Raw genomic sequence first — 20373 nt, 5'->3', positions numbered from 1 at the left:
ATGTTTATTAGTGCGATTATTTTATACCCTGTATTTTATTTTATTCCGTTTGAAAAAAGAAAAGGAGTCAATCAATTTTTCCTTGTAGTATTGGTTTTATCATCCTTAACTATTATTGTATTAAGCCCTTTTATAATGATAGGAGTTATGAATATCTTTTTGATTTTAACTATTATGTTGGCTTCGTTTTCGTTGATAGGATATCTATATTCTAAAACAAATGAAAATGTTACGAATGTTAATGGAAGATTTAGTTGAATAACCTTTCTTCAACAATCGGTCAGATTGTGAAAAGATGTGGTAAAACAAACAAAGGGGTTGGAAAAATTTGAAGCGAATATTATTACTAACTTTAATGGTTTGCGGCATTCTAACTGGATGTGGGATGGATAAAGTAACTATTTCAGAAATTAATTTAGAAAACTCAACTGACAATGTGAAAAGTTTTATTGAGAATGTAGAAAATGATGAAAAAGGTACAGGAACTGGTATTTATATATACAACGATTCTAAAGGCCACCGCTATTTGTATCTTAATCAAGATTTCTTGGACGATGGTAAAGGGTTTGGAGATATAGATATTAAAACGGACGAAAATTCGATAAACATTTACCTGAACGACATTTCTATTTCTGAGGAAGAAGCAGACACATATAAGTTATATAAAATAAATCTCAAAGGGGACTATGAGTACTTGAAAGTATTTAAGAATGGTGAGGAAACCCATTTTGGAGGAATTGGGGCTTAGGGGTGTTTTGGGTATGTTTGTCCAATATCCGGTGCAATTTTCTTCTTCAACAAACGGCTGCTTTACTTCAAGAAGGGGTAAATCTTTTTTTCTATTTTGAACTAAAGCGACAGGTTAGTTTAAGAGGTTTGTTTAACTTGTATTCAACTTCCGGGCCAGATTGTTATATAACCATCATAATAAACAAGTAAGCGGATTAGTCTGAAGATAAAGGGGATTTATATGAATACAAAACGTAAAAGGAAGGTCTGGGGGATAGGTACAGGAGTATTTATTGTACTTGTTATAGCTTTCATATCTTGGTATTATCCATTATCGCTTTTTAGCGTCCATCAAAGCTTTACATATCATCCTGGTTCGGAAACTCATAATGGCAAAACCTACGAAGAAGAGATTGGCGAGTTTAAAGCTGCCTATGAGAAAGATCTAAAAAAGGATTTAGAAAGTGATCATTACAATCCTACGGTAAATCGAACTCAATTTATTCTTCCGATTTTTGAACAAGAATGGCTGATCGGCACGGACTCCAAAACAATTGACAAAGATAAACTGGATAGAATGCTTTTCAATGTACAACAGGCAAGAAATACCATGTTAGACCTTGTTTCTGAAGGAGATTATTCCAGAGAAGAAAGGATATACCTGGTTGATAGCATAAATAATTTTCTGAACCTGGAAGAGCGTATTAGATTTATAAGAAACGGAAAATATTTTTCGAGAAGTGATTTGCAAAGGATGTTAGGTAATTTACAAGGAGATTTCTGGGCAGGTTTTGATTACTATACCACCGTTTTTTATGATGTATCTCATAAATAAAAGTTTGAAGCAATTGGGCGCAATTGTTTAATAAGCATCTCTGTTCTTCTTAAACTACATTGAAAATTAATTTCTTTAAGAAAAGAAAAATGACAACACTTAAGAAGCCCCTACTTAACCGTAAAAAAAAGAGGGGAGCAGACATTATTAAGTCTATTGTTTTTGGTAGACTTCTAGTATTCACTCCATTAACAATTTTCATTCTCTTTGGTGCAGCGCTATTTTGTGCTGCGTGGATGGCTAACTGCTGCTTTACTTCAATAAAGGAGTAGAGCCTTTTTTTACAAACCCGGCAGTTTAGTTGAATAAGCTGAATTTATAAATGGCAGGAAATAGTATAGATAGAATTGTGAAACTTTTTCATACATATTCCGTAAGTATATAGTAATAGGAGGAAGACAAGTGAAAAAAATAATTGGGATATTCGTAGTTGTACTGATTTCAATAGGGATAACTGATATGTTAAAAGGCGTTATTTTAACATTAATGAACACACCGAACCCCTACTCACAAAGTGTTCAAGAAATGGCGACTTTTCTGCAATACATCATTTCAGCTATAACGGTAACATTAGCCCTTTGGAGTATTCACATGGTGAAGAATTTAGTAAAAGACTCTAGATCATCAGTTAAAATATCGTGAAGTTTTACGCATTCAAGCAGTTTGTTAGTATCCTAGTTTGTAGTTGATTATTATATTCAAAACGAGATTGTGGATATAGAAAGTGTCTTACTTAAGCAATTGATTATGTTTATAGTTATTTCAATCCTTCTCTTTGTTTGTAGTCAACTCATTTATAATTATGCTAAAAAAGAAGAAAAATTTATGCAACACAAGATTTGGAATAAAATGTTTATCCTCATTTTAGGTTGGTTAATGATTTCATTTTTTGTATTTTTTCTGTTGTTCTTTACGACACCTTTGGGGGATTTAATCTCAGCACACGCTTGGATTATGTTCATAGTAGTTGATTACTTTTTATTTGTGATTAATCTTTTTGTTTTATCGATAGTACATATTATCGTTGATACTTCGATGAAGTTTGAGAAAAAAATACTTATAACATGGGCAAGTTCTTCATTACTGGTAGCGATTATTTTATTTCTATTACCAAGTTACGATATAGAAGAATCGCATTATGTAGAACCGAAACACATCATAAACAATGACTTTTATCATGGTCATTATATGGTTATCTTTCAAGCCGAACCAGATGTGACGTATTATTATGGTATAACCAAAAAGGGGAAATTGGTTAAGCAATTTTGTGAAAAAGACAAATTATCATCTGATGGTGTTACAGACATAGTTGAAACTGAAACAAAATATAGTGAGAAAAAATGTGGTAATTCTCTCGATAATAGAAATTAAGGCTTAAAGCGAATTCGTAAGATACTTCGTGGTTCCTTATTTAAGAATAGAACGCGATTGTTTAAAAAGCGTCTCTGTTCTAATTAAACTAACGAGTGCTTTAGCAGAACAAGGCTGGTCAGGAGACAGCTCTTATTGTTAATGTGGTTTATGGAGGGGTGAAATAAATGGATAACGGGTTTATTAAAATTAGAAAAGCAATTTTAAGCGATGCAAAAGGAATAGCTAAAGTACATGTCGATAGTTGGAAAACAACATATGCCAACATAGTTTCTGATGAATATTTAAGTAGTCTTTCGTATGAAGGCCGTGAAAAAATGTGGACCAATGCCATTCCGAGTGGAGGTGTTTATGTAGCAGAAAGCCATGAGGGAATAATAGTTGGTTTTTCTAAAGGTGGTAAAGAAAGAAGCAGTAGATATAATGGGTACGACGGAGAGATATACGCTATCTATATCTTAAAAGAGTATCAAGGTAAAGGTATTGGAAAAGACCTTGTTAAACCAGTCATAGATGAAATTAAAGCAATGGGATTAAACTCTATGCTTGTTCTTGTCTTAAAAGATAATATTTCTCGTCTATTTTATGAATCACTTGGAGGTAGAAAAATAGATACTGTTGAAGTGGAGATTGGAGGAAAGAAATTTTCCGAACTTGTATATGGTTGGGAAGATATTAGGAATATATTTTAATTCTTTTTCTTCAACTAACAGGTGTTTTACTTCAAGAAGGATTAAATCGTTTTTTACTAACGCAGCAGTTTAATTGAATAAGAAAACATTTTAGGGAACACTAAAATGAGGTGTTGAACTAATGAAAAGGTGCATTCCTTTTATAATGGCCTTTCTTCTTATTATTGTCCCTAATAATCCAAGGGCAGAAATGGAAGGATATGATATCGTTGCGAGGTCAAGTAAAGAGGACATAACTTTATATGCTAAACAAATGAATGACCTATATTATGATTTCAAACTTGATTTCAAGGGGGAGGTTTACTCAAGACCTTTTTGGATAAACGTTGCCAATAATATAACTTATGCCCCACAAATATATTACGAAGACATTAACAAAGATAAAAAGCAAGAACTAATCATAATTCTGAACCAAGGATACGGTACTGGTGTATTACAGCAAAAAGTTTATGTTTATAGATATACAAATGGATTGATTGATGTGCTTGTTGATGACCCAATGGCAATTATCTATAAAAACGTAAAAACCAAGTTAACAACAGATAAAGCCGAAATTAAAATAGGTGACAATGTGTATAAAGTTGATATAACCCCTTTAAAAATAAAACCTACAAACTTATTTGAGGATATTTCTTTTGGTGGTGTAATTAAATATGAAGTAAAAGACCATCAACTTATTGCTACAATCTCAGGTCAAATTTCTCCAGCTGGCTTTGTTGGTCAACTTGTAATTGTGTATGAATATCGTGACAAAATGTATCAAGCAGAAACAATTGAATTTCAACCATCACCAGAATTATGAGTACTTGAACTAACTTGGTGCTTAACTTCAAGAAGGAGTAAAGCCTTTTTTACTAACGAGGCAGTTTAGTGCAATAAGATATTTTTTGGGTAGTAAGAAGGAAAATAAAGAACAATGTTGAAATAGTAATATACAACAACTGCAATAAAACGAAAGGAGGTATAAGACAGTGGAAAAATTGTGGAACAACTCTTCGAAATAATATATTTTGAGGAGGAAAAATGAATGACTGTAAATTTTGTTAATAGTAAAAATATAAATAGAAAACAATTAGAAAGATTATATAATGATGTAGAATGGTATGCTTATACACAAGATTTAGAAGTTCTTCAACAAGCAATAGAACAGTCATTAGAAGTTATATCAGCTTGGAATGGTGAAGAATTAGTTGGGTTAATTCGTATTGTTGGTGATGGATTAACAATTATCTATATTCAAGATATTCTTGTGTTAAATGCTTATCAAAATCGAGGAATTGCTACTCAACTGATGGAGCAGGTTCTGAAGAAATATAAAAATGTTCGTCAAAAAGTTTTATTAACTGAAGAAGCCCCTGATGTAAGACATTTTTATGAAAAGAATGGTTTCCAATCTTGCGATCAGGGTTCTTCAGTGGCATTTGCTAAGTTAAGTTAAGGCTCATTCAAATTTGTTTAATGTTTTATTGTTGAAAAACATAAAAATCGGAGTTCACCTTATAGGTGTAACTCTGTTTTTTATGAAAAAAACTGTTCTTGTGTAAACAGTACTTTAACTAACGGGTGATTTAGTAAAAAAACTGACATCAATATACAATGAGCTTGGAGATACATTTCCCAGCTCATTTTTTATGTCATTTTTATTTCTTCTAAACTAATGAAATTAAACAAGTAACTTTAACATAGCCTAAAAAACACCCTTTCGGATACTGTTTGTTATTGCTTATGATTTTCATCTGATTCTTGTTGTACAGTTAAAATTGTACCAAGATTTTTAACATTCTTTTCGACAGATTCAAGACGGCTTTCAACTGCATCAAAACGTTCATTCATTTCAATTTTAAATAAATACATCTTTTCATCCAGTGTGTGTATTAAGCATTTCGTCTAACCTATCGATCTTCTTGTTCACCTCTAAAAGTGTTTTGTTCATTTGCTCCAGCATCTCCATCATCAAGTGACTACCGTCCTATATCAGAGAATATTAGCCATTTCTTTTTTTTTCGCTTTGCTTCCGGTAGTCATCGATACCTTTTGCGATTCCGTGACCAACTCCTGAAGAGACTTTGGCTGCAATAGCTTCTACGATACGATTCAAGAACATAAGCATCACAATCATCGTTCCTACCATACTACCTAACACGCTGATAAGAAAGAAATTCAATATATCTAATATAGTACTCAAATATGTCCTCCTTTAAAATCGGTATTCTATAATATCATGGACCTTTAAATAATATACGTAAGTAATATTTATTAAGTGGAAAGAAAAAAATTACTTATTGAACAAACGATGCAGTTTAGTGGAATAAGTACTAATATATCGCTTTTGACTAACAAATTTTATCAAAGAATGTTAAAATCACCTCTCTAGTTTTTCTGAGAGGTGATTTTTTGTTGGATAATTATGTTAAAATAAATATAGATTGTAAAGAATTTCACTTTAACTAACGAATGGTTAATTTATAAATTTTTATATAGAGGCGGACTAGAAATGAAACAAAAAAATATGATTATGTTGAATAAATATTATGGTGAACTTTGCACACAGATATACGAAAAAAGTAAATCTATAGCAAACGGAAGAGAACTTGAGTTTTTTCTGTCTTTTGTCCAAGATAAAAAGATGAAAGTGTTAGAACCTATGTGTGGAAACGGTAGAATGCTTATTCCTTTTATGGAAAAAGGAATAGACATTGAGGGATTTGACATTTCAGAAGAAATGTTGCGAGTATGTAAATTAAAAGGTCAGAAATTAAACCTTAAACCAAATGTTTCTTATGGAAAAATAGAAGAATTTAATGGGGATAAAAATTATGATTTAATAATGATACCATTTGGTTCTTTTTCACTTTTGCCAGATGAATTAGTGAAAGATAGCCTTAATAACATGAAAACAATTTTAAAAGAAGGTGGGAAATTACTTTTAACTGTTATGACAAACACAGGTATAGTTGAGGAAATTCCTGAATGGATTGAAACGAACAGACATTACTTTGGTAACAACGAGATTATTGAATATAAGAAAGTCCATTATGACCAAGCTAATAAGATGTTAAATACAAAATTGAACTATCAATTAGTTAAAGATGATCAAATAGAGAAATCAGAAATAATGGATTTCCCTATTCGCCTTTATGAATCTAGCGAATTTGAAAATATTCTAAAAAATAATGGCTTTGATGAAATTATTCTCCATGAAGTTATTAACGGATATGGAGAGGGTAGTTCATTTCATGTATTTGAATGTATAAAATAAAAAAATATTTCATGTTCAACTAAAGGGTGTTTAGTTAGACAAGATCATCATTTTCGATGATCTGTTTTTAGTCAAAACTTCAAGTAAATCTCAGAAATATATTGTGAAATTTTACACTTAAACTAAAGGGATAGGAAAGTTGAATAGTGTTGTTTAAATTGTGTTTAACAATTGGACATATTGTAAGAGAGACAAGAAAACAGAATGAGTGACGCAAGGAGTAAATGTTATTCACACTTTGCCGAGGAGGTACTTATGAAAACTCACTATTATTTAGGTTGGTTTAACAATTTTTTTCCAGAGAATCTGAGTAGGGCGATTCAGGAGGATATAACTGATAGAAAATCGCTTGCTATGATTAGCTCGAATCCATCTGTTTTTGAAGATGATGGTGCTATTGAACGGTCGTGGCTCGATCAGGCTGGCATTATGTTTGATGAGTATCATTTACTTAATTACCACATACAGAAGGAAGAAGCCCAAACGATAATTCAAAATGCTTCCGTCATCTTCTTGTTGGGTGGCAATATTCTTAATCAAAATGGTTTTTTGATGGAATATGAATTATCAGATTCGATTAAAAAAAGCAACGCCGTTGTAATGGGAGCAAGCGCTGGAGCAATCAACATGTCTGCTAAATGGTTATGCTCGAAAAACTTTGGATATGAAGTTGAAATGAGCGCTGTTTACGACGGAATCGGTCTTGACAATTTTTCCGTCCTGTCTCATTTTGATCTTGAAAATAACATGGCACTGGTTCAAAGCGAACTATCCCCCCTGTCGGAAGAAATAAATATTTATGCGTCGAACAAAGATTGTGCTGTACGTGTAAAAGGAGACAAAATGGACGTTTTTGGTAATGTATATTTAATTTCAGATTCAAAGATTCAGAAACTGGATGAGACGCTCTAGTTCTAGCGAATCGCTATGGATTAATTCCTATTCGATGCTATACTTCAAGTCTGGGGAGACACTTTTTTCTTGAATTAACGACGCAGTTTAGTTCACTAAGGAGGATATGAAACTTGGAAATGAAGTATAGTAAGTACTCAATTATTCTAAGTTTCATTGGGATTTTTATTGCGTACATGATTTTTCCTCCTATCAATATAACTTTTGGAAAGTGGTCTATGATAGCCATACCGATCGGTTTTTCTATCTATTTAACAGGCATAACACTTGGAATTATCGCTTTCTTTAAGAAAGAAAAAGGGGTTATTAAATATTTTTCGTTAATTTCTATTTCGTTGGGTGTTTTGTTTGTTGTATTCCTCTCTTATATATTCGGAGGAGAAATCTAAGTAATGTAGAATATGCTTAACTTTACTTCTTCAACTAACAGGTGAGTTACTTTAAGAAGGAGTATAGCCATCATTCTTATTTAATTATAGTGGCAGGTTACTTAAACTAGCTTGGTCGATTATTTCCATAAAAAAGATGCAATTTCGCAGCGAAATTGCATCACTTTTATTTTATTCCTTTTTAAATAGAATCCCCAAATTAGAATAGACCAAGCTAAATACAATAATACTGATAAATAAAATCAAACCAATAATGAATAGTGAATTGTTTTGTAATATATCGCTTAATAACCAAAATACCATGCTTCCTGATAAAGCAAGAAATGTTTTTCCATAGAATTTACTCAACGCTAGTTTATCGTATTTCGCCTTTTCCTCTTTAGATGATGTATTATATCCTGCTATAAGGAAAGTTCCTTTTCCATTCAATAAAAATACTCCTAAAACAGTAAATGAAAGAATACCAATACATAATAACATGGCGACACATCTCCTAAAAGCTACTACTTAACTACACATACGTAAGCATGTTAAAAAAGTTTCAACGATTATTGAATAATTAAGTGATTGTCAACTCAATCACTTAAACTAACGCAGGGGTTTATTTTAATAGGAATAGGAACAAAACATCAAAAGATTGGATTGAATTGTATGAAAAAGATTATGTCATTTATTATAGTACTTACGTTTATCTTAGGGGCTTGTAACAAAGATGAAGTGAAATCTGAAATTTATAACAGTCGTGATTTGTCCATTATAGTTATTGGTGATATTCCCGAAGTAATAGAAGAAAATATTACATTTACTCAAAAATCATTAGAAGATATTGCTGGAGACGTAAAGAATACTTCAAATGAATTTGACGCAGTTTTTATTACACCTGTACAATTTGCTGAAGCTGATGATGACAAATATGTGGAAACTTATCAAGGTTTAACAATTCCAACTTTCTTTATTGAATCCCCAAAAAGACATCTTCCTTTTGTGAATGAAAACCTAACATATGAAACTGCACCTGGAATTGATGGGGTTTATGCAACAGGCTACCTACATGGTGGAACAGAAGAAGAAAATAATACTGATGTTTGGCAATATGGTTTGTATAACGATGTGAAAAACGAAGTGAACATAAAAGATGTTTACACGCGGATTTTTAAAACAATAAATGACCAAGTTCATAAATAGACAACAAAAAAGAAAATATAAGGTTTTCATCTTAACCAAACTGGTGCTTTACTTAAATATAATATTAATAAGAATATTAAGGTGGAGTTTTATAGTGAAGAGTAAAACGAAATTCAGTATCCAAATTTTTAGCTTATTTATACTTTTATTATTAATGGGATGTGACCCCTTAGCTAAGAGCAAAATGGAATTCTATAATGATATGGACAGTATAAACCTCTCAGAAGAAAATATAAATTCAATTACATTAAACTCAACTCCAAATGATGTAATAGGAGCTTTTGGCAAACCAATTGAAGTTAATATTGTTGCAAACCCAAAATCAAAATATCTATTTTATGAAGGAATCGAGTTTGGGATTATTGAAGATAAAGTTATCAGCTATTATTTCACCAACAATTATCAAACTGTAAAAGGAATAAAAGTGGGCGATACAAAAGAAAATGTAATTCAAGCATATGGTGAAAACTTTTATGAAAGAGTTGAAAGTGGATTAATTACAATTGGATATTTTGATAAAGAAAATATGAGTAACCTAGAGATTGGATTCAAGGAAAACAAAGCTGTGATAATAACCATAGAGAAAGTAGAATCCCCAAATAATAATTAATGGAATTATTAAAGAGGTTGTGAAGGATTGTACTAAAAGTAACGGGTGTTTAAGTGAAATATAGAGCTGATAATATAGCTCTTTTTTTGTTCACCAAAAGTACCAGTTAGTATTTATAGAGGTGGCGTACAATGAAAAAGATTGCATTGATTGGTTCAGGAGGGTCAGGGAAGTCTACCCTGGCACGAAGATTAGGGGGAAATTGAACATAGAAGTTTATCATTTAGATGCATTGTTTTGGAAGCCAAATTGGACACCAACATCCAAAGAGGAACAAAGAAAAGTTCAAAATGAATTGGTTAAAAAAGAAGAATGGATTATTGATGGGAATTATAACGGTACAATGGATATAAGACTGAATGCAGTAGACACCATTATCTTTGTTGATATCAGTAGGATAATATGCATCTATAGAGTTTTCAAGCGAATGATTCAATATCGTGGAAAATCAAGACCAGATATGGCAGAGGGCGTCAATGAGAGGCTTGATTTAGAATTTCTGAAATGGGTTTGGTATTACCCGAAAACAAAGAAACCTGTTGTTTTAAAGAAACTTGAACAATTACCTAATGATAAGAAAGTCATTATTTTAAAATCTCCAAGAGAAGTACAACTTTTTTTAGATAAAGTGAATAATGAGTTGTAATCTTATTTTAAAAGGTGTAAAGGAAATTTTTTATTGCACTAACGGTTGCTTTTTCTCATTCATTTAGCTGCGCAGTAGATTTTAAAAAGGGGTCATAATTGATATGGCAAAAACTTCTGGTTGTTTTACTATTGTTATAGATAAAGAAGGTCGTATATTGTTAGTCAAGCGAAAAGATTATCCTCTCTGGGATTTACCAGGAGGTACATTGTAAAAAGATGAACTTTTAGAAAATTGTGCTGTTAGGGAAACTGAGGAGGAAACAGGATATATCATTTCAATTAAACGAAAAATTGGAGAATATTATCAACCTCAATATGATGATTTGCAACACTTATTCTTAGGAGAAGTGTATAAAGGGTTGCCAATTAAGAATGGTCATGAAACAGAAAAGTTGGAGTGGTTTAAACCTAAAAAGTTACCTATGTTTATGATTCTCAATAGAAGAAAACAAATTAAAAACTTTTTGAAACATAAAGATACGATCATAAAAGATTTAATATTTGTTTCCACTTTTAAAGTCACTTTATTAAAAATGGTTTTAAGAGTATTTGGAAAAGTAATGTGATTGTTATTCAACTATTGGTGCTTTAGTTAAACAAGTGGCTGCCAATAAGGGTTGCCTTTTCTTATTGAACTAACGCGGCAGTTTAGTTGAAGAAGGAGTTCTGAAGATGATTGGTGAAATAACCAATAAGTATATTCGGAAAGAGATTATTTGGATTGGGGGGAGTAACATAATTATTAGAAAACTTGTTTCCGCGGTAATGGCTTGTGTCTTAATTATGTTAAGTTTTTTCCTCACAGCACAGAAAGATCTTGCAATCATAATAGGTATTTATCTATTTCCAATTCTTTTGATTTATGGAGTACCAGTATCTATTCTCTCTGATTTCGTCACAAATAAATTAATTTCTTTTCATAGAGTGATTTTTGCATTAATAATACACTTATTCCTAGCCACTTTGTTTGTTGTAACCCCAGCTTTATTTTCAGGTAGCGAAATTTTCAACTTTTATTTCATTATTTCTCTTTTTTCTTCATTTCTGTTCTACTGTATTGATGAGTTTCTTAGGTCTAAATTGACTATATATTTGCGTCAGAAGATTTTTTTGTCTAAAAGAGCTAAAGATTTATGTGAAAAGATTGGAGACTTGAGAATTTAGTGAAGTTGTATTATCTGTTCAACTGACGGTTGCATTGGGTTGCCTCATGAGTGCTACTCGTATAGAGTGCGAAATATGTAAAGGTAATATTTATTGAATACAAATTAACGAAAAAATACAAGTAAAGTTAATAGTCAAGAAGGATGATTGAGGTAGGAACGTTATTCCATTATCGGTTTCCACCTCTTTTTATCTTCTATGAAAAGTAGCTTTTCATTAAATGGATAATCTTGTTCAGATCCTCTAGATTTAACATAGCCTAATTCTTTTAAAGTAGATAATGTTGATTGAAGCGCAAATCAACGTTTCTCGGATATATCACTAATTAAATTTATTGTATAATGAGTTATATAGAACATACTATCTATTATACGTGAGTGGGAAGGAGGGGGATGTGTTGTCTAGTAAACATAGAATTATTTTTCACCTGGATATGAATAGCTTTTATGCATCGGTTGAACAAGCACATGACCCCTCTTTAAAAGGAAAGGCTATTGCTATAGCGGGTAATCCTAAAGAAAGGCGGGGCATACTAGTTACATGCTCTTATGAGGCAAGAGCCAAAGGTATTTATACTACGATGTCTGTATGGGAAGCAAAACGAAAATGTCCAGAACTGATTTTATTGCCCCCGAATTTTGAACGGTACCGAATCGCTTCCAAAGCAATGTTCGAGATTTTAAGATCTTATACGCATCTCGTTGAGCCTGTTTCTATAGATGAAGGGTACATGGATGTGACAGACGTTGAATTGAATAATGATGCAGTCGGCTTTGCCAAATCAATCCAGGATCGCATTTTACGAGAGCTAGATTTGCCTAGCTCAATTGGAATTGCCCCTAATAAATTTCTAGCTAAAACGGCGTCCAATCTTAAAAAACCAATGGGAATAACTGTATTACGGAAAAGACAGGTGAGTGATATTTTATGGCCACTTCCCGTAATAGAGATGCATGGTATAGGAGAAAGCACTGCTCGAAAATTGGAATCTATCGGTATTAATTCTATAGGAGATTTGGCCAATGCCAATTCAAATTTACTGAAAGAAAAACTAGGGAAGAACGGTATTCGACTGCTAAATCGAGCTAATGGTACAGATAATAGAGCCGTTGATCCCGAGTCTATTTATGATACGAAAAGTGTTGGCAATTCAACAACATTGCCTTATGATGTGTCCAACATAGAAGAACTGGAGAAAGTGTTTAATCGACTATCAAAAAAGGTGGCTGCTAGACTTGATGCCAAAAATTTGGCCGGACGGTCCTTAACTATACATATACGGGATGCTAATTGGAAAAACAAAACGAGAAGTAAAACAGTAACTAGCAATCTCTACAAGGAACATGAAATAAATCAATTAGCATTAGACTTATTCCATGTCTCTTGGAATGGTGATGCGATTCGCTTATTGGGTATAACAGTCAACAATGTGTACGATAAAGGAGAATCAGTAGAGCAGCTATCTATCTTTAACTTTGAAGAACATGCAAAAGAAGAGCCTATTCTGAAGCTCGTGGAGCAATTGCAGGGCAAATTTGGAGAAAATAGTATAAAGCGTGGAATGAAGGCGAAAAAGAAGCCTTCACTAGAATCGAAAACAAGCTTCAGCAAAGACTTCTTAGATGATCACAATAATTGAGAATGCTGTTGTTGAACTAAAGATGAATCGTTCAGATAATTTAGCGTGTCTATGTCAGAAATGGTAGGTAAGCTATAACTTTGTTGATAATTTTCAATGCCTTTCCCTGTGATAACTAGTAGGTCATTCTTATGAGCATTTTCCCATGCATACTGAATAGCTAAAGTTCGGTCTGGAATAATAATGCATCTATTCAATGGATCCAGTGAATATAAATCTTGAATCATTTGTTCTGCTGGTACGCCATTTAGATCGTCCAATGTTAAAATACAAAGATGACATTTATTTAGAGAGATTTGAACCATATTTTTTCTTTTTTGGACGTCTCTATTTCCCCTAAATCCAAAAATATGTATGATTCTATTGGGGTTATATAAGTTAGCCGTTTCTAAAATATGCGAAAAGGCATTCGCTGTGTGAGCATAATCAACTATGCAGTTTGCTCCACTAGGATGCTTGAAAAGCTCAAATCTTCCTGGTACCCCATTGAAATTTTCTAATGAACGTTCAATATTCAAAGGTTCTAGTTTTAAGGAGATTGCCGTTGAAAATGCAAGCGAAGCGTTTTCTAAATTATGCTTCCCTTTCATCTGACTGTTTAGTGAATATGATTGTATTGGTTCCTTCATTGATACAAGTTCCTCATCATTTACGATATATGTTGGATTTTTTCCATTAATTTTGATAACCTCTTTATTTAAAGAGCTTACATACGAACATAGTCGCTCACCCCATGATGAATCCGAATTGATTATAGCAACGCCATTGGGTTTTAAATAATTGAATAGAGATTGTTTAGCTAAGTAGTATGATTCCATATTTTCATGGTAATCTAAATGTTCTTGCTCTAAATTAGTGAAAATACAAAAATCAAATTGAAGACCCTCCACCCGAGATTGAACCAAACCGTGAGAGGAAACTTCCATTATGACAACCGAGTCGTTACACATTTCTAAAAGCTCATTTATAGTTACTGCATCAGCAGTTGTATGTGTAGACTCGTTTTCAATTCCGTTAATTATCGTCGAAACACTACCGAATAATGCACAGGATATTCCTGCAGATTCCAAAATATGTCTAAGCATATAAGAGGTAGTCGTTTTCCCATTTGTTCCTGTGATTCCTATCATTATTTTATGTTGAGTAGGATTATTATAAAAGATCTTTGCTAGTAATCCTAAGGTTTTTCGTGAATTGGGTACCCGAAAATAGGGCACACCTAAAGCTGAAAGATTCTCTTCGCCAATAACAACACAAGCTCCATTTAAAATAGCATCTTGTATATACTTATGTCCATCTGTCATGGTCCCTGGTATTGCAACAAATATATAATTTCGCTTTACTTTAGAGGAGTTAAAAGCCAGACCTTTTATGTCAATGGACACGTCTTCTGGACTTATGTGAATACCTAATGGCTTTATCAATGACTCTAATTTCATAAGTTTTGGACGCCCCTTTAAGTTGTTTAATTATTGTTTGCAGTTTTACTTTTTACATACACGAAATTTAGAGTTAGACTAATGTTAATATTATTTAAATAATCAATAAATGTAGATAATTTATAGGACTTTATAAAAATAACTACAGGTTGTAATTACTAAGGTTTCTATAGTTATTTTATGTCCAGTCTTGTTAAAGGAAGTGAGCAAAAATGCAGTTATTATTTTTAGGTACTGGTGCAGGGATGCCGTCGAAACAACGTAATACGACATCCACTGTATTGAAACTATTAGAGGAGCGAGGGACATTTTGGATGTTTGATTGTGGGGAAGCAACTCAACATCAGATTTTACATACGTCATTAAAGCCTCGTAAACTGGAAAAACTATTTATCACACATTTACATGGAGATCATATTTACGGACTCCCTGGATTACTAGGCTCCCGCTCATTTTTAGGTGGGGAAGAGCCACTTACAATATATGGACCAACAGGACTTAAGAATTGGATAGAAGTAACGCTCGCTGTATCAAGAACGCATGTTAAATATCCATTTTCTATAATAGAAATAGATGAGGGTATCGTATTTGAAGATGAACAATTTATCGTGGAGGCAAAACTATTAGAGCATGTTATGCCTTGCTTCGGCTATACCGTCAAACAAAAAGCACTTGCACCGGAATTATTTATTGATAAAACGGATGCATTAGGAGTTCCGAGAGGTCCTTTATTAAAACAATTAAAGGATGGACAAGATGTTGTACTTCCCGATGGCAGAGTGATCAAGAGTGAAGAGGTAACTGGAGAACCGAGAAAAGGATTTAAGGTAACGATATTGGGAGACACAAAATACTGTGAAAACTCTATAATGTTAAGTGAGGCTGCTGATGTGGTCGTTCATGAAGGAACATTCGACGTAGAAACTGCTGAGCTTGCACGTCTTTATGGACATTCCACAATAGTGGATGCAGCAGAGGTTTGTCAAAAAGCGAATGCTAGACATTTGATTGTCAACCATATTAGCGCTCGTTTTTTGTCATCCGATCTGAACAAGATGATTACGCAAGTAGAAGCTTATCGTTTCCCTATTTATATCGCAGAAGATTTTGCGGAATATAGTTGGATAAATGGTGATTTAGTTAAACTAAGGGTATAAAAAAGATTCCGAACGAGTTGTACTTCATTCGGAATCTTTTTTTAGGACTCGAATAATTTACCTAGCTCTCGAGATCTATTTTGCGCTGCATGGATGCAAGCAAAGATAGCTTCACTCACTTGATGTTCCATTAATTGTTCTATGCCTGCTTCTGTGGTGCCGCCAGGACTCGTGACTCTTCTACGAAGTTCTTTTGGTTCCACATCTCCTTTTTTGAGCATTTGTGCTGCACCTTCCATCGTCTGAATGAATAATTGGCGAGCATCTCCTTTGTTCAAACCATGTTCAACAGCAGCGGATTCAAACTGTTCAGCAAAAAAGTAGAAGTAGGCTGGACCGCTTCCTGAAAGTGCAGTAACAATATGTAAATCATCTTCAGCTACTGCTTTGACTGTGCCAATCGATTCTAAGAGATTAATGATGAGTAGTTTAGATTCTTCTGAAACGAGTTCATTCCAACAGACAGCAGATGCACTCATGCCTACAGTTGCCGATGTATTTGGCATTACTCGTGCAATTGGTCTATTTCCAAGATAATTTGTAATGGTATGGATACTGATACCGGCAATAACTGAAATGATCGTTGCTTTGTTGTTTATATATGGCGCCAGACTTGTTAACGCATTATTCGCATCCTTTGGTTTCATCGCTAAAAAAATGATATCAGCTTCCGTTAACGCTTTTTTCTGTCCGCATACGATCTGCACATTGTACGTTTCTTTTAAATGCGCAAGCTGTCTGTCATCTGATTTGTTCATTACATGGATAAATGCAGGCGAAATTTTCTCTTCTTTAGTTAAACCATTTATAATTGCTTCCGCCATAGCACCAGCCCCTACAAACACAATGTTCGTCATTGGAATTCCTCCTTATAGTCATGCCTAATTTCAACAAAATAAAAAAGCGCTCTCATCCCATATATATTAAGGACGAAAACACTTGTTTTCCGCGGTACCACCTAAATTTGCTGAAATTTCCAGCACAACTTAATTCCTTCGTATCGAGAAGGTACGACCATGTTTACATAGTAGCTCCGAAGTAGGTTCTATATACGAGCGGGAGGTGAAACTTGCAGCGGATCATTTCACTCTCTTAACTCCATCATATATGTACTAATCTTCATCTTAGCTTTTATATTCTGAATTAATGAAATTATATGCATCTTGTTATAAAAAGTCAACTAAGTTTTCGTGACGACTTACACAATTAGGAGTACAATGTAATGAATGACTATTCATTAATAAGGAGAATGCAAATGATACATAAAATAATTATTCCTACTCCTTTTGCGGTAGGAGACGTAAACGCATATTTAATTAAAGGGGATGCTTTGACACTAATCGATGCAGGACCCAAAACAGAAGAAGCATTGATAGCATTAAAAAAAGGGATTAAAGAGGCTGGTTATTTACTATCCGATATTGAACAGGTCGTGTTAACACACCATCACCCCGACCATGCTGGGTGGACAGATGCTTTTGAGCAAGCAACCATTCTAGGTCACAAATACAATCAAGTATGGATGACGCGTGATAAAGCATTTTTAGAGTATCATGATCGTTTTTATCTGCAATGCTTAAAAGAGGAAGGTGTACCGGAGGACTATTTTCATTGGGTAGAAAAAATGAGAAGACCTTTAAGCCTCCTTGGTAGTCGAACATTAGACAACTATTTATACGACGGCGACTCATTGCCTGGGCATCCGAATATTCAAGTGCTTGAAACATTAGGACATGCGCAAAGCCATTTAGCATTTTGGTCTGAAAGCTCAAAGGTACTAATTGGAGGTGACCTTATACTGGAAAAGGTTTCATCTAATCCTTTAATTGAACCTCCTTTAGACCCTCAGCAAAGCCGTCAGAAATCGTTGTTACAATATAATGCATCATTGAAAAAGATTCAACAGCTCCCTGTAGAAAAGGTGTATAGTGGTCATGGCAACGAAGTGTATAATATTCAAGAGCTTGTTACATATAGACTGGAAAAACAAAGAGAGAGAGCGCTTAAAGTACTAGATATGTTAAGTGATGGTGAAAAAACAATCTTCGAACTGACAAAACAACTATTTCCGAAGGTTTACGAAAAGGAACTTGGTTTAACCCTTTCTGAAACGATTGGACAAATAGATTATTTAATAGAGGAAGAACTAATAACAGCAAATCGAGATGAAAAAGGAATTTTCTTATATGAACAATGCTAAAAAAATTTTAATCACCGGTGCGACGAGTGGAGTAGGTTTATTGCTGGCAAAAACACTACATGAAGCAGGTCACGAGATTTGGGCTACGGGTCGTAATACAATTGTATTAAACAATTTATCGACCAGTGGTATACATACAGTTGAAGCAGACTTAACAAATGCTCCGTTATATGATGCCCTTTTTAATGGCATGGGTACACCTGATACGGTAATCCACTGTGCTGGTGTTGGGACTTTCTCCTATTTATTAGAGATGGATGAAACAGATATGGAGAAAATGATACAAGTAAATGTACTCGCACCGATGCAGTTGACGAAGTACTTTGCAGAAAAGATGAAAAATCGCGGAAGTGGTCATTTTATATTTGTTGCGTCTCAAGCAGGTAAAGTTGCTACTCCTAAAGCGTCTGTGTACGCTGCTTCAAAGCATGCCATACTTGGGTTTGCAAATGCTATCCGGATGGAACTGAAGGAGTTTGATATTGAGGTGACCACTATTAATCCTGGACCAATAGATACTCCTTTTCTCGATCTAGCTGATCAGACTGGTAGTTATAGAAATAGTATGAAGAAACATCTGTTGACACCAGAAAAAGTGGTAGCGTCTATAAAACAAGTAATTGAAAAACCGGTCCGAGAGATTGATCTACCTTCTTATATGAGTATTACAAGCAAACTATATGCGATAGCTCCATCTTTTGTCGAAACAGTCGGGAAAAAGTATTTTACAAAAAAATAACATAAGATTAGCGACAAATACTGAGCAAAAAATATGAAAATTATTAAGAAAAACCGATTTCCTCGAATAGCGGAGAAATCGGTTTTTTTAAAAGAAAAAGTAAATTTATTTAACTTAGTTTAGAAGCTAAGCAGGTACCTGTATATTTCATATTTATGAAGCTTTTTGTTGGTATCTATTCAGTAATTTATCTAGCTCCTGACTACAAGTAACGACAATTGGATGGGTAAATCCAAGAATACTTGCCTTTCTATACATTTCCTTTTTCTTTAATTCGATTTGTAGCAATAATGATTTTTGGTGCATATGACTGTTCACAATATTTCCTCCGTATTGTATATTTAGCTTCATTTCTTGGAGTATTTTTCTTGTAGGTAATGTAGCAACTTGTTCATTGTATAATAGGGAAATTGCAAAGTTTGTCGGATTGTGGAAAATATCCTTTTTTCACAAAAATGTCACATTTGCATAATAATCGTAACATTTAAACAATTTAACTAGACATTTATTTGTGTGTTGTGTCCACATTATCTTAGAACATAACAGGATTATAGTATGTGGGTAGAGAATATGAACTATGATAACCGAAATGTTGCAAATGAGGTGACCATGGTGAAAAACACTAAAAATCAATCTATTCCAGAGAAATTTAAAAAAATAATTGGAAATGTTCTGCAGACTTCCTATCCTAAAAGGCAGGGCGCAACTTCTGAAGTGCAATTTTTTCATGCTGAACAAGGGAATTATGTTTGCAAATGTTCCTCTTTACCAAAGTATAGATCATGGTTATTAAAGGAAGCAAAAGTTATGCAAGAATTGAACGCTAAAACTGCTTTATCTATACCCACGTATCTCGACTTTGAAGAGGATGAAAATAATAGTTACCTTCTCATGAGTATGGAGCCAGGAATTCCCCTAAGGGAGGCATTAATTGTTGCTAAAACAGTTGAGGAAAAAAAGAACCTAATTCATAGTTTTGGCACAAAGTTGAGAACAGTACACGAAACTGATCCACCACTAAAATGGAAACAACAGGCATGCTGGTTAGATATGCAACTTAAAAGAGCAGCATACAATCTAAATAACTATGAGGTGGATGGAAATCAGCAATTATTAGAAAAATTGATATTAAACAAACCGGAAACTATACCACAAACGCTTATACATGGAGATTGTACGATAGATAACGTACTAGTTACGGATAATCAGGTTCATACGTTTATTGACCTATCTGAGACCGCCTTTGGTGATCCAAGATATGATATAGCGCTTGCTATTCGATCCTTTCTTTTTGATAAGGAATTACTAGATGCCTTTTATACAGGATATAGATTACAACAGATTACAAACGAAGAGTTTAATTATTTCGATGGTGGGCTTTACGAATTTTTTTAACAAAACAATA

General features: G+C 33.5%; 24 protein-coding genes, 2 pseudogenes and 1 other annotated feature. Of the genes and pseudogenes, 20 read left to right on the top strand and 6 right to left on the bottom strand.

From position 1 onward, the window contains the following. Positions 1-328 precede the first annotated feature (328 nt). The 7 genes from BLR36_RS07960 to BLR36_RS07930 all read left to right on the top strand — a co-directional run bounded on the left by BLR36_RS07960 (position 329) and on the right by BLR36_RS07930 (position 5065). Positions 329-748 (top strand): hypothetical protein, encoded by a 420-nt coding sequence (locus tag BLR36_RS07960; protein ID WP_093061199.1) that lies wholly within the window; start codon positions 329-331, stop codon positions 746-748. Between the two features lie 222 nt (positions 749-970). Continuing rightward, positions 971-1564: a hypothetical protein gene (locus BLR36_RS07955; protein ID WP_093061198.1), complete on the top strand. Its 594-nt coding sequence runs from the start codon at positions 971-973 to the stop codon at positions 1562-1564. A 402-nt stretch (positions 1565-1966) separates the two neighbouring features. Then, a complete protein-coding gene (locus BLR36_RS07950) occupies positions 1967-2206 on the top strand; it encodes a hypothetical protein (protein WP_093061197.1) in 240 nt (79 codons plus the stop codon). A 69-nt stretch (positions 2207-2275) separates the two neighbouring features. Further along, on the top strand, positions 2276-2935 hold the full coding sequence (locus BLR36_RS19015; protein WP_254771350.1) for a hypothetical protein: 660 nt from the start codon (positions 2276-2278) through the stop codon (positions 2933-2935). Positions 2936-3102: 167 nt separating this feature from the next. Then, entirely contained in the window at positions 3103-3627 is a 525-nt protein-coding gene (locus BLR36_RS07940; RefSeq protein ID WP_093061196.1) for a GNAT family N-acetyltransferase, read from the top strand. Positions 3628-3748: 121 nt separating this feature from the next. Next, positions 3749-4429 (top strand): hypothetical protein, encoded by a 681-nt coding sequence (locus BLR36_RS07935; RefSeq protein WP_093061195.1) that lies wholly within the window; start codon positions 3749-3751, stop codon positions 4427-4429. A gap of 225 nt (positions 4430-4654) precedes the next feature. After that, the gene (locus BLR36_RS07930; RefSeq protein ID WP_093061194.1) at positions 4655-5065 is read left to right on the top strand and encodes a GNAT family N-acetyltransferase; all 411 of its coding nucleotides are present in this window, start codon (positions 4655-4657) and stop codon (positions 5063-5065) included. A gap of 278 nt (positions 5066-5343) precedes the next feature. Here the strand turns inward: BLR36_RS07930 and BLR36_RS18760 are convergent, their stop codons facing one another. Together BLR36_RS18760 and BLR36_RS07925 are read right to left on the bottom strand one after the other, a co-directional pair. Beyond that, positions 5344-5481 (bottom strand): hypothetical protein, encoded by a 138-nt coding sequence (locus tag BLR36_RS18760; RefSeq protein ID WP_175454002.1) that lies wholly within the window; start codon positions 5479-5481, stop codon positions 5344-5346. 130 nt (positions 5482-5611) lie between these two features. After that, positions 5612-5812: a hypothetical protein gene (locus BLR36_RS07925; RefSeq protein ID WP_093061193.1), complete on the bottom strand. Its 201-nt coding sequence runs from the start codon at positions 5810-5812 to the stop codon at positions 5612-5614. 333 nt (positions 5813-6145) lie between these two features. Here BLR36_RS07925 and BLR36_RS07920 point away from each other — a divergent pair, with 333 nt between their 5' ends. From BLR36_RS07920 to BLR36_RS07910, 3 genes are all read left to right on the top strand, one after another. Further along, positions 6146-6886 carry a class I SAM-dependent methyltransferase gene (locus tag BLR36_RS07920; RefSeq protein ID WP_093061260.1) on the top strand — a complete coding sequence of 247 codons (741 nt, stop codon included), beginning with the start codon at positions 6146-6148 and terminating at the stop codon, positions 6884-6886. 255 nt (positions 6887-7141) lie between these two features. Beyond that, positions 7142-7798 carry a Type 1 glutamine amidotransferase-like domain-containing protein gene (locus tag BLR36_RS07915; protein ID WP_093061192.1) on the top strand — a complete coding sequence of 219 codons (657 nt, stop codon included), beginning with the start codon at positions 7142-7144 and terminating at the stop codon, positions 7796-7798. A gap of 113 nt (positions 7799-7911) precedes the next feature. Then, positions 7912-8187, top strand: a complete 276-nt coding sequence (locus BLR36_RS07910) for a hypothetical protein (protein WP_093061191.1) — start codon at positions 7912-7914, stop codon at positions 8185-8187. A 171-nt stretch (positions 8188-8358) separates the two neighbouring features. Here BLR36_RS07910 and BLR36_RS07905 read toward each other — a convergent pair whose 3' ends face one another. Further along, positions 8359-8667, bottom strand: coding sequence for a DUF3784 domain-containing protein (locus BLR36_RS07905; RefSeq protein WP_093061190.1), 309 nt, complete (start codon positions 8665-8667; stop codon positions 8359-8361). Positions 8668-8838: 171 nt separating this feature from the next. Here BLR36_RS07905 and BLR36_RS07900 point away from each other — a divergent pair, with 171 nt between their 5' ends. From BLR36_RS07900 to BLR36_RS07875, 6 genes and pseudogenes are all read left to right on the top strand, one after another. Next, entirely contained in the window at positions 8839-9372 is a 534-nt protein-coding gene (locus BLR36_RS07900) for a hypothetical protein (RefSeq protein WP_093061189.1), read from the top strand. A 94-nt stretch (positions 9373-9466) separates the two neighbouring features. Beyond that, positions 9467-9982 (top strand): hypothetical protein, encoded by a 516-nt coding sequence (locus tag BLR36_RS07895; RefSeq protein WP_093061188.1) that lies wholly within the window; start codon positions 9467-9469, stop codon positions 9980-9982. A gap of 131 nt (positions 9983-10113) precedes the next feature. Beyond that, a pseudogene (locus BLR36_RS07890) lies at positions 10114-10628 on the top strand (DNA topology modulation protein). 229 nt (positions 10629-10857) lie between these two features. Then, positions 10858-11196 (top strand): annotated as a pseudogene (locus BLR36_RS19010) (NUDIX hydrolase); the annotation flags it as partial. Positions 11197-11302: 106 nt separating this feature from the next. After that, positions 11303-11794, top strand: a complete 492-nt coding sequence (locus BLR36_RS07880) for a hypothetical protein (RefSeq protein ID WP_093061187.1) — start codon at positions 11303-11305, stop codon at positions 11792-11794. A gap of 397 nt (positions 11795-12191) precedes the next feature. After that, positions 12192-13433 (top strand): DNA polymerase IV, encoded by a 1242-nt coding sequence (locus BLR36_RS07875; RefSeq protein WP_093061186.1) that lies wholly within the window; start codon positions 12192-12194, stop codon positions 13431-13433. Here the strand turns inward: BLR36_RS07875 and BLR36_RS07870 are convergent. Continuing rightward, positions 13421-14872 (bottom strand): UDP-N-acetylmuramoyl-L-alanyl-D-glutamate--2,6-diaminopimelate ligase, encoded by a 1452-nt coding sequence (locus BLR36_RS07870; protein WP_093061185.1) that lies wholly within the window; start codon positions 14870-14872, stop codon positions 13421-13423. The two genes, BLR36_RS07875 and BLR36_RS07870, sit on opposite strands and share 13 nt — an antisense overlap. Before the next feature lie 212 nt (positions 14873-15084). Here BLR36_RS07870 and rnz point away from each other — a divergent pair, with 212 nt between their 5' ends. Further along, entirely contained in the window at positions 15085-16029 is a 945-nt protein-coding gene (rnz, locus tag BLR36_RS07865; RefSeq protein WP_093061184.1) for a ribonuclease Z, read from the top strand. Between the two features lie 41 nt (positions 16030-16070). Here the strand turns inward: rnz and proC are convergent, their stop codons facing one another. After that, the gene (gene proC / locus BLR36_RS07860) at positions 16071-16886 is read right to left on the bottom strand and encodes a pyrroline-5-carboxylate reductase (RefSeq protein ID WP_093061183.1); all 816 of its coding nucleotides are present in this window, start codon (positions 16884-16886) and stop codon (positions 16071-16073) included. 65 nt (positions 16887-16951) lie between these two features. Then, positions 16952-17164, bottom strand: a binding site (T-box leader). Positions 17165-17284: 120 nt separating this feature from the next. Between proC and BLR36_RS07855 the strand changes: the two genes are divergently transcribed. Further along, positions 17285-18229 (top strand): MBL fold metallo-hydrolase, encoded by a 945-nt coding sequence (locus BLR36_RS07855; RefSeq protein ID WP_093061182.1) that lies wholly within the window; start codon positions 17285-17287, stop codon positions 18227-18229. After that, the gene (locus BLR36_RS07850) at positions 18216-18968 is read left to right on the top strand and encodes an SDR family NAD(P)-dependent oxidoreductase (RefSeq protein WP_093061259.1); all 753 of its coding nucleotides are present in this window, start codon (positions 18216-18218) and stop codon (positions 18966-18968) included. Before BLR36_RS07855 ends, BLR36_RS07850 begins: the two co-directional genes overlap by 14 nt. A 153-nt stretch (positions 18969-19121) precedes the next feature. Here the strand turns inward: BLR36_RS07850 and BLR36_RS07845 are convergent, their stop codons facing one another. Next, positions 19122-19274, bottom strand: coding sequence for a Spo0E family sporulation regulatory protein-aspartic acid phosphatase (locus tag BLR36_RS07845; RefSeq protein ID WP_093061258.1), 153 nt, complete (start codon positions 19272-19274; stop codon positions 19122-19124). Positions 19275-19580: 306 nt separating this feature from the next. On the opposite strand from BLR36_RS07845, the gene BLR36_RS07840 reads away from it, so the two are divergent. Next, the gene (locus BLR36_RS07840; protein ID WP_175454000.1) at positions 19581-20363 is read left to right on the top strand and encodes a phosphotransferase family protein; all 783 of its coding nucleotides are present in this window, start codon (positions 19581-19583) and stop codon (positions 20361-20363) included. Positions 20364-20373 lie beyond the last annotated feature (10 nt).

The organism is Psychrobacillus sp. OK028 (genome assembly GCF_900103605.1).
GTDB lineage: Bacteria > Bacillota > Bacilli > Bacillales_A > Planococcaceae > Psychrobacillus.
The sequence above is the reverse complement of the archived record's forward strand: the minus strand, read 5'-3'. Positions and strand labels throughout refer to the sequence as shown.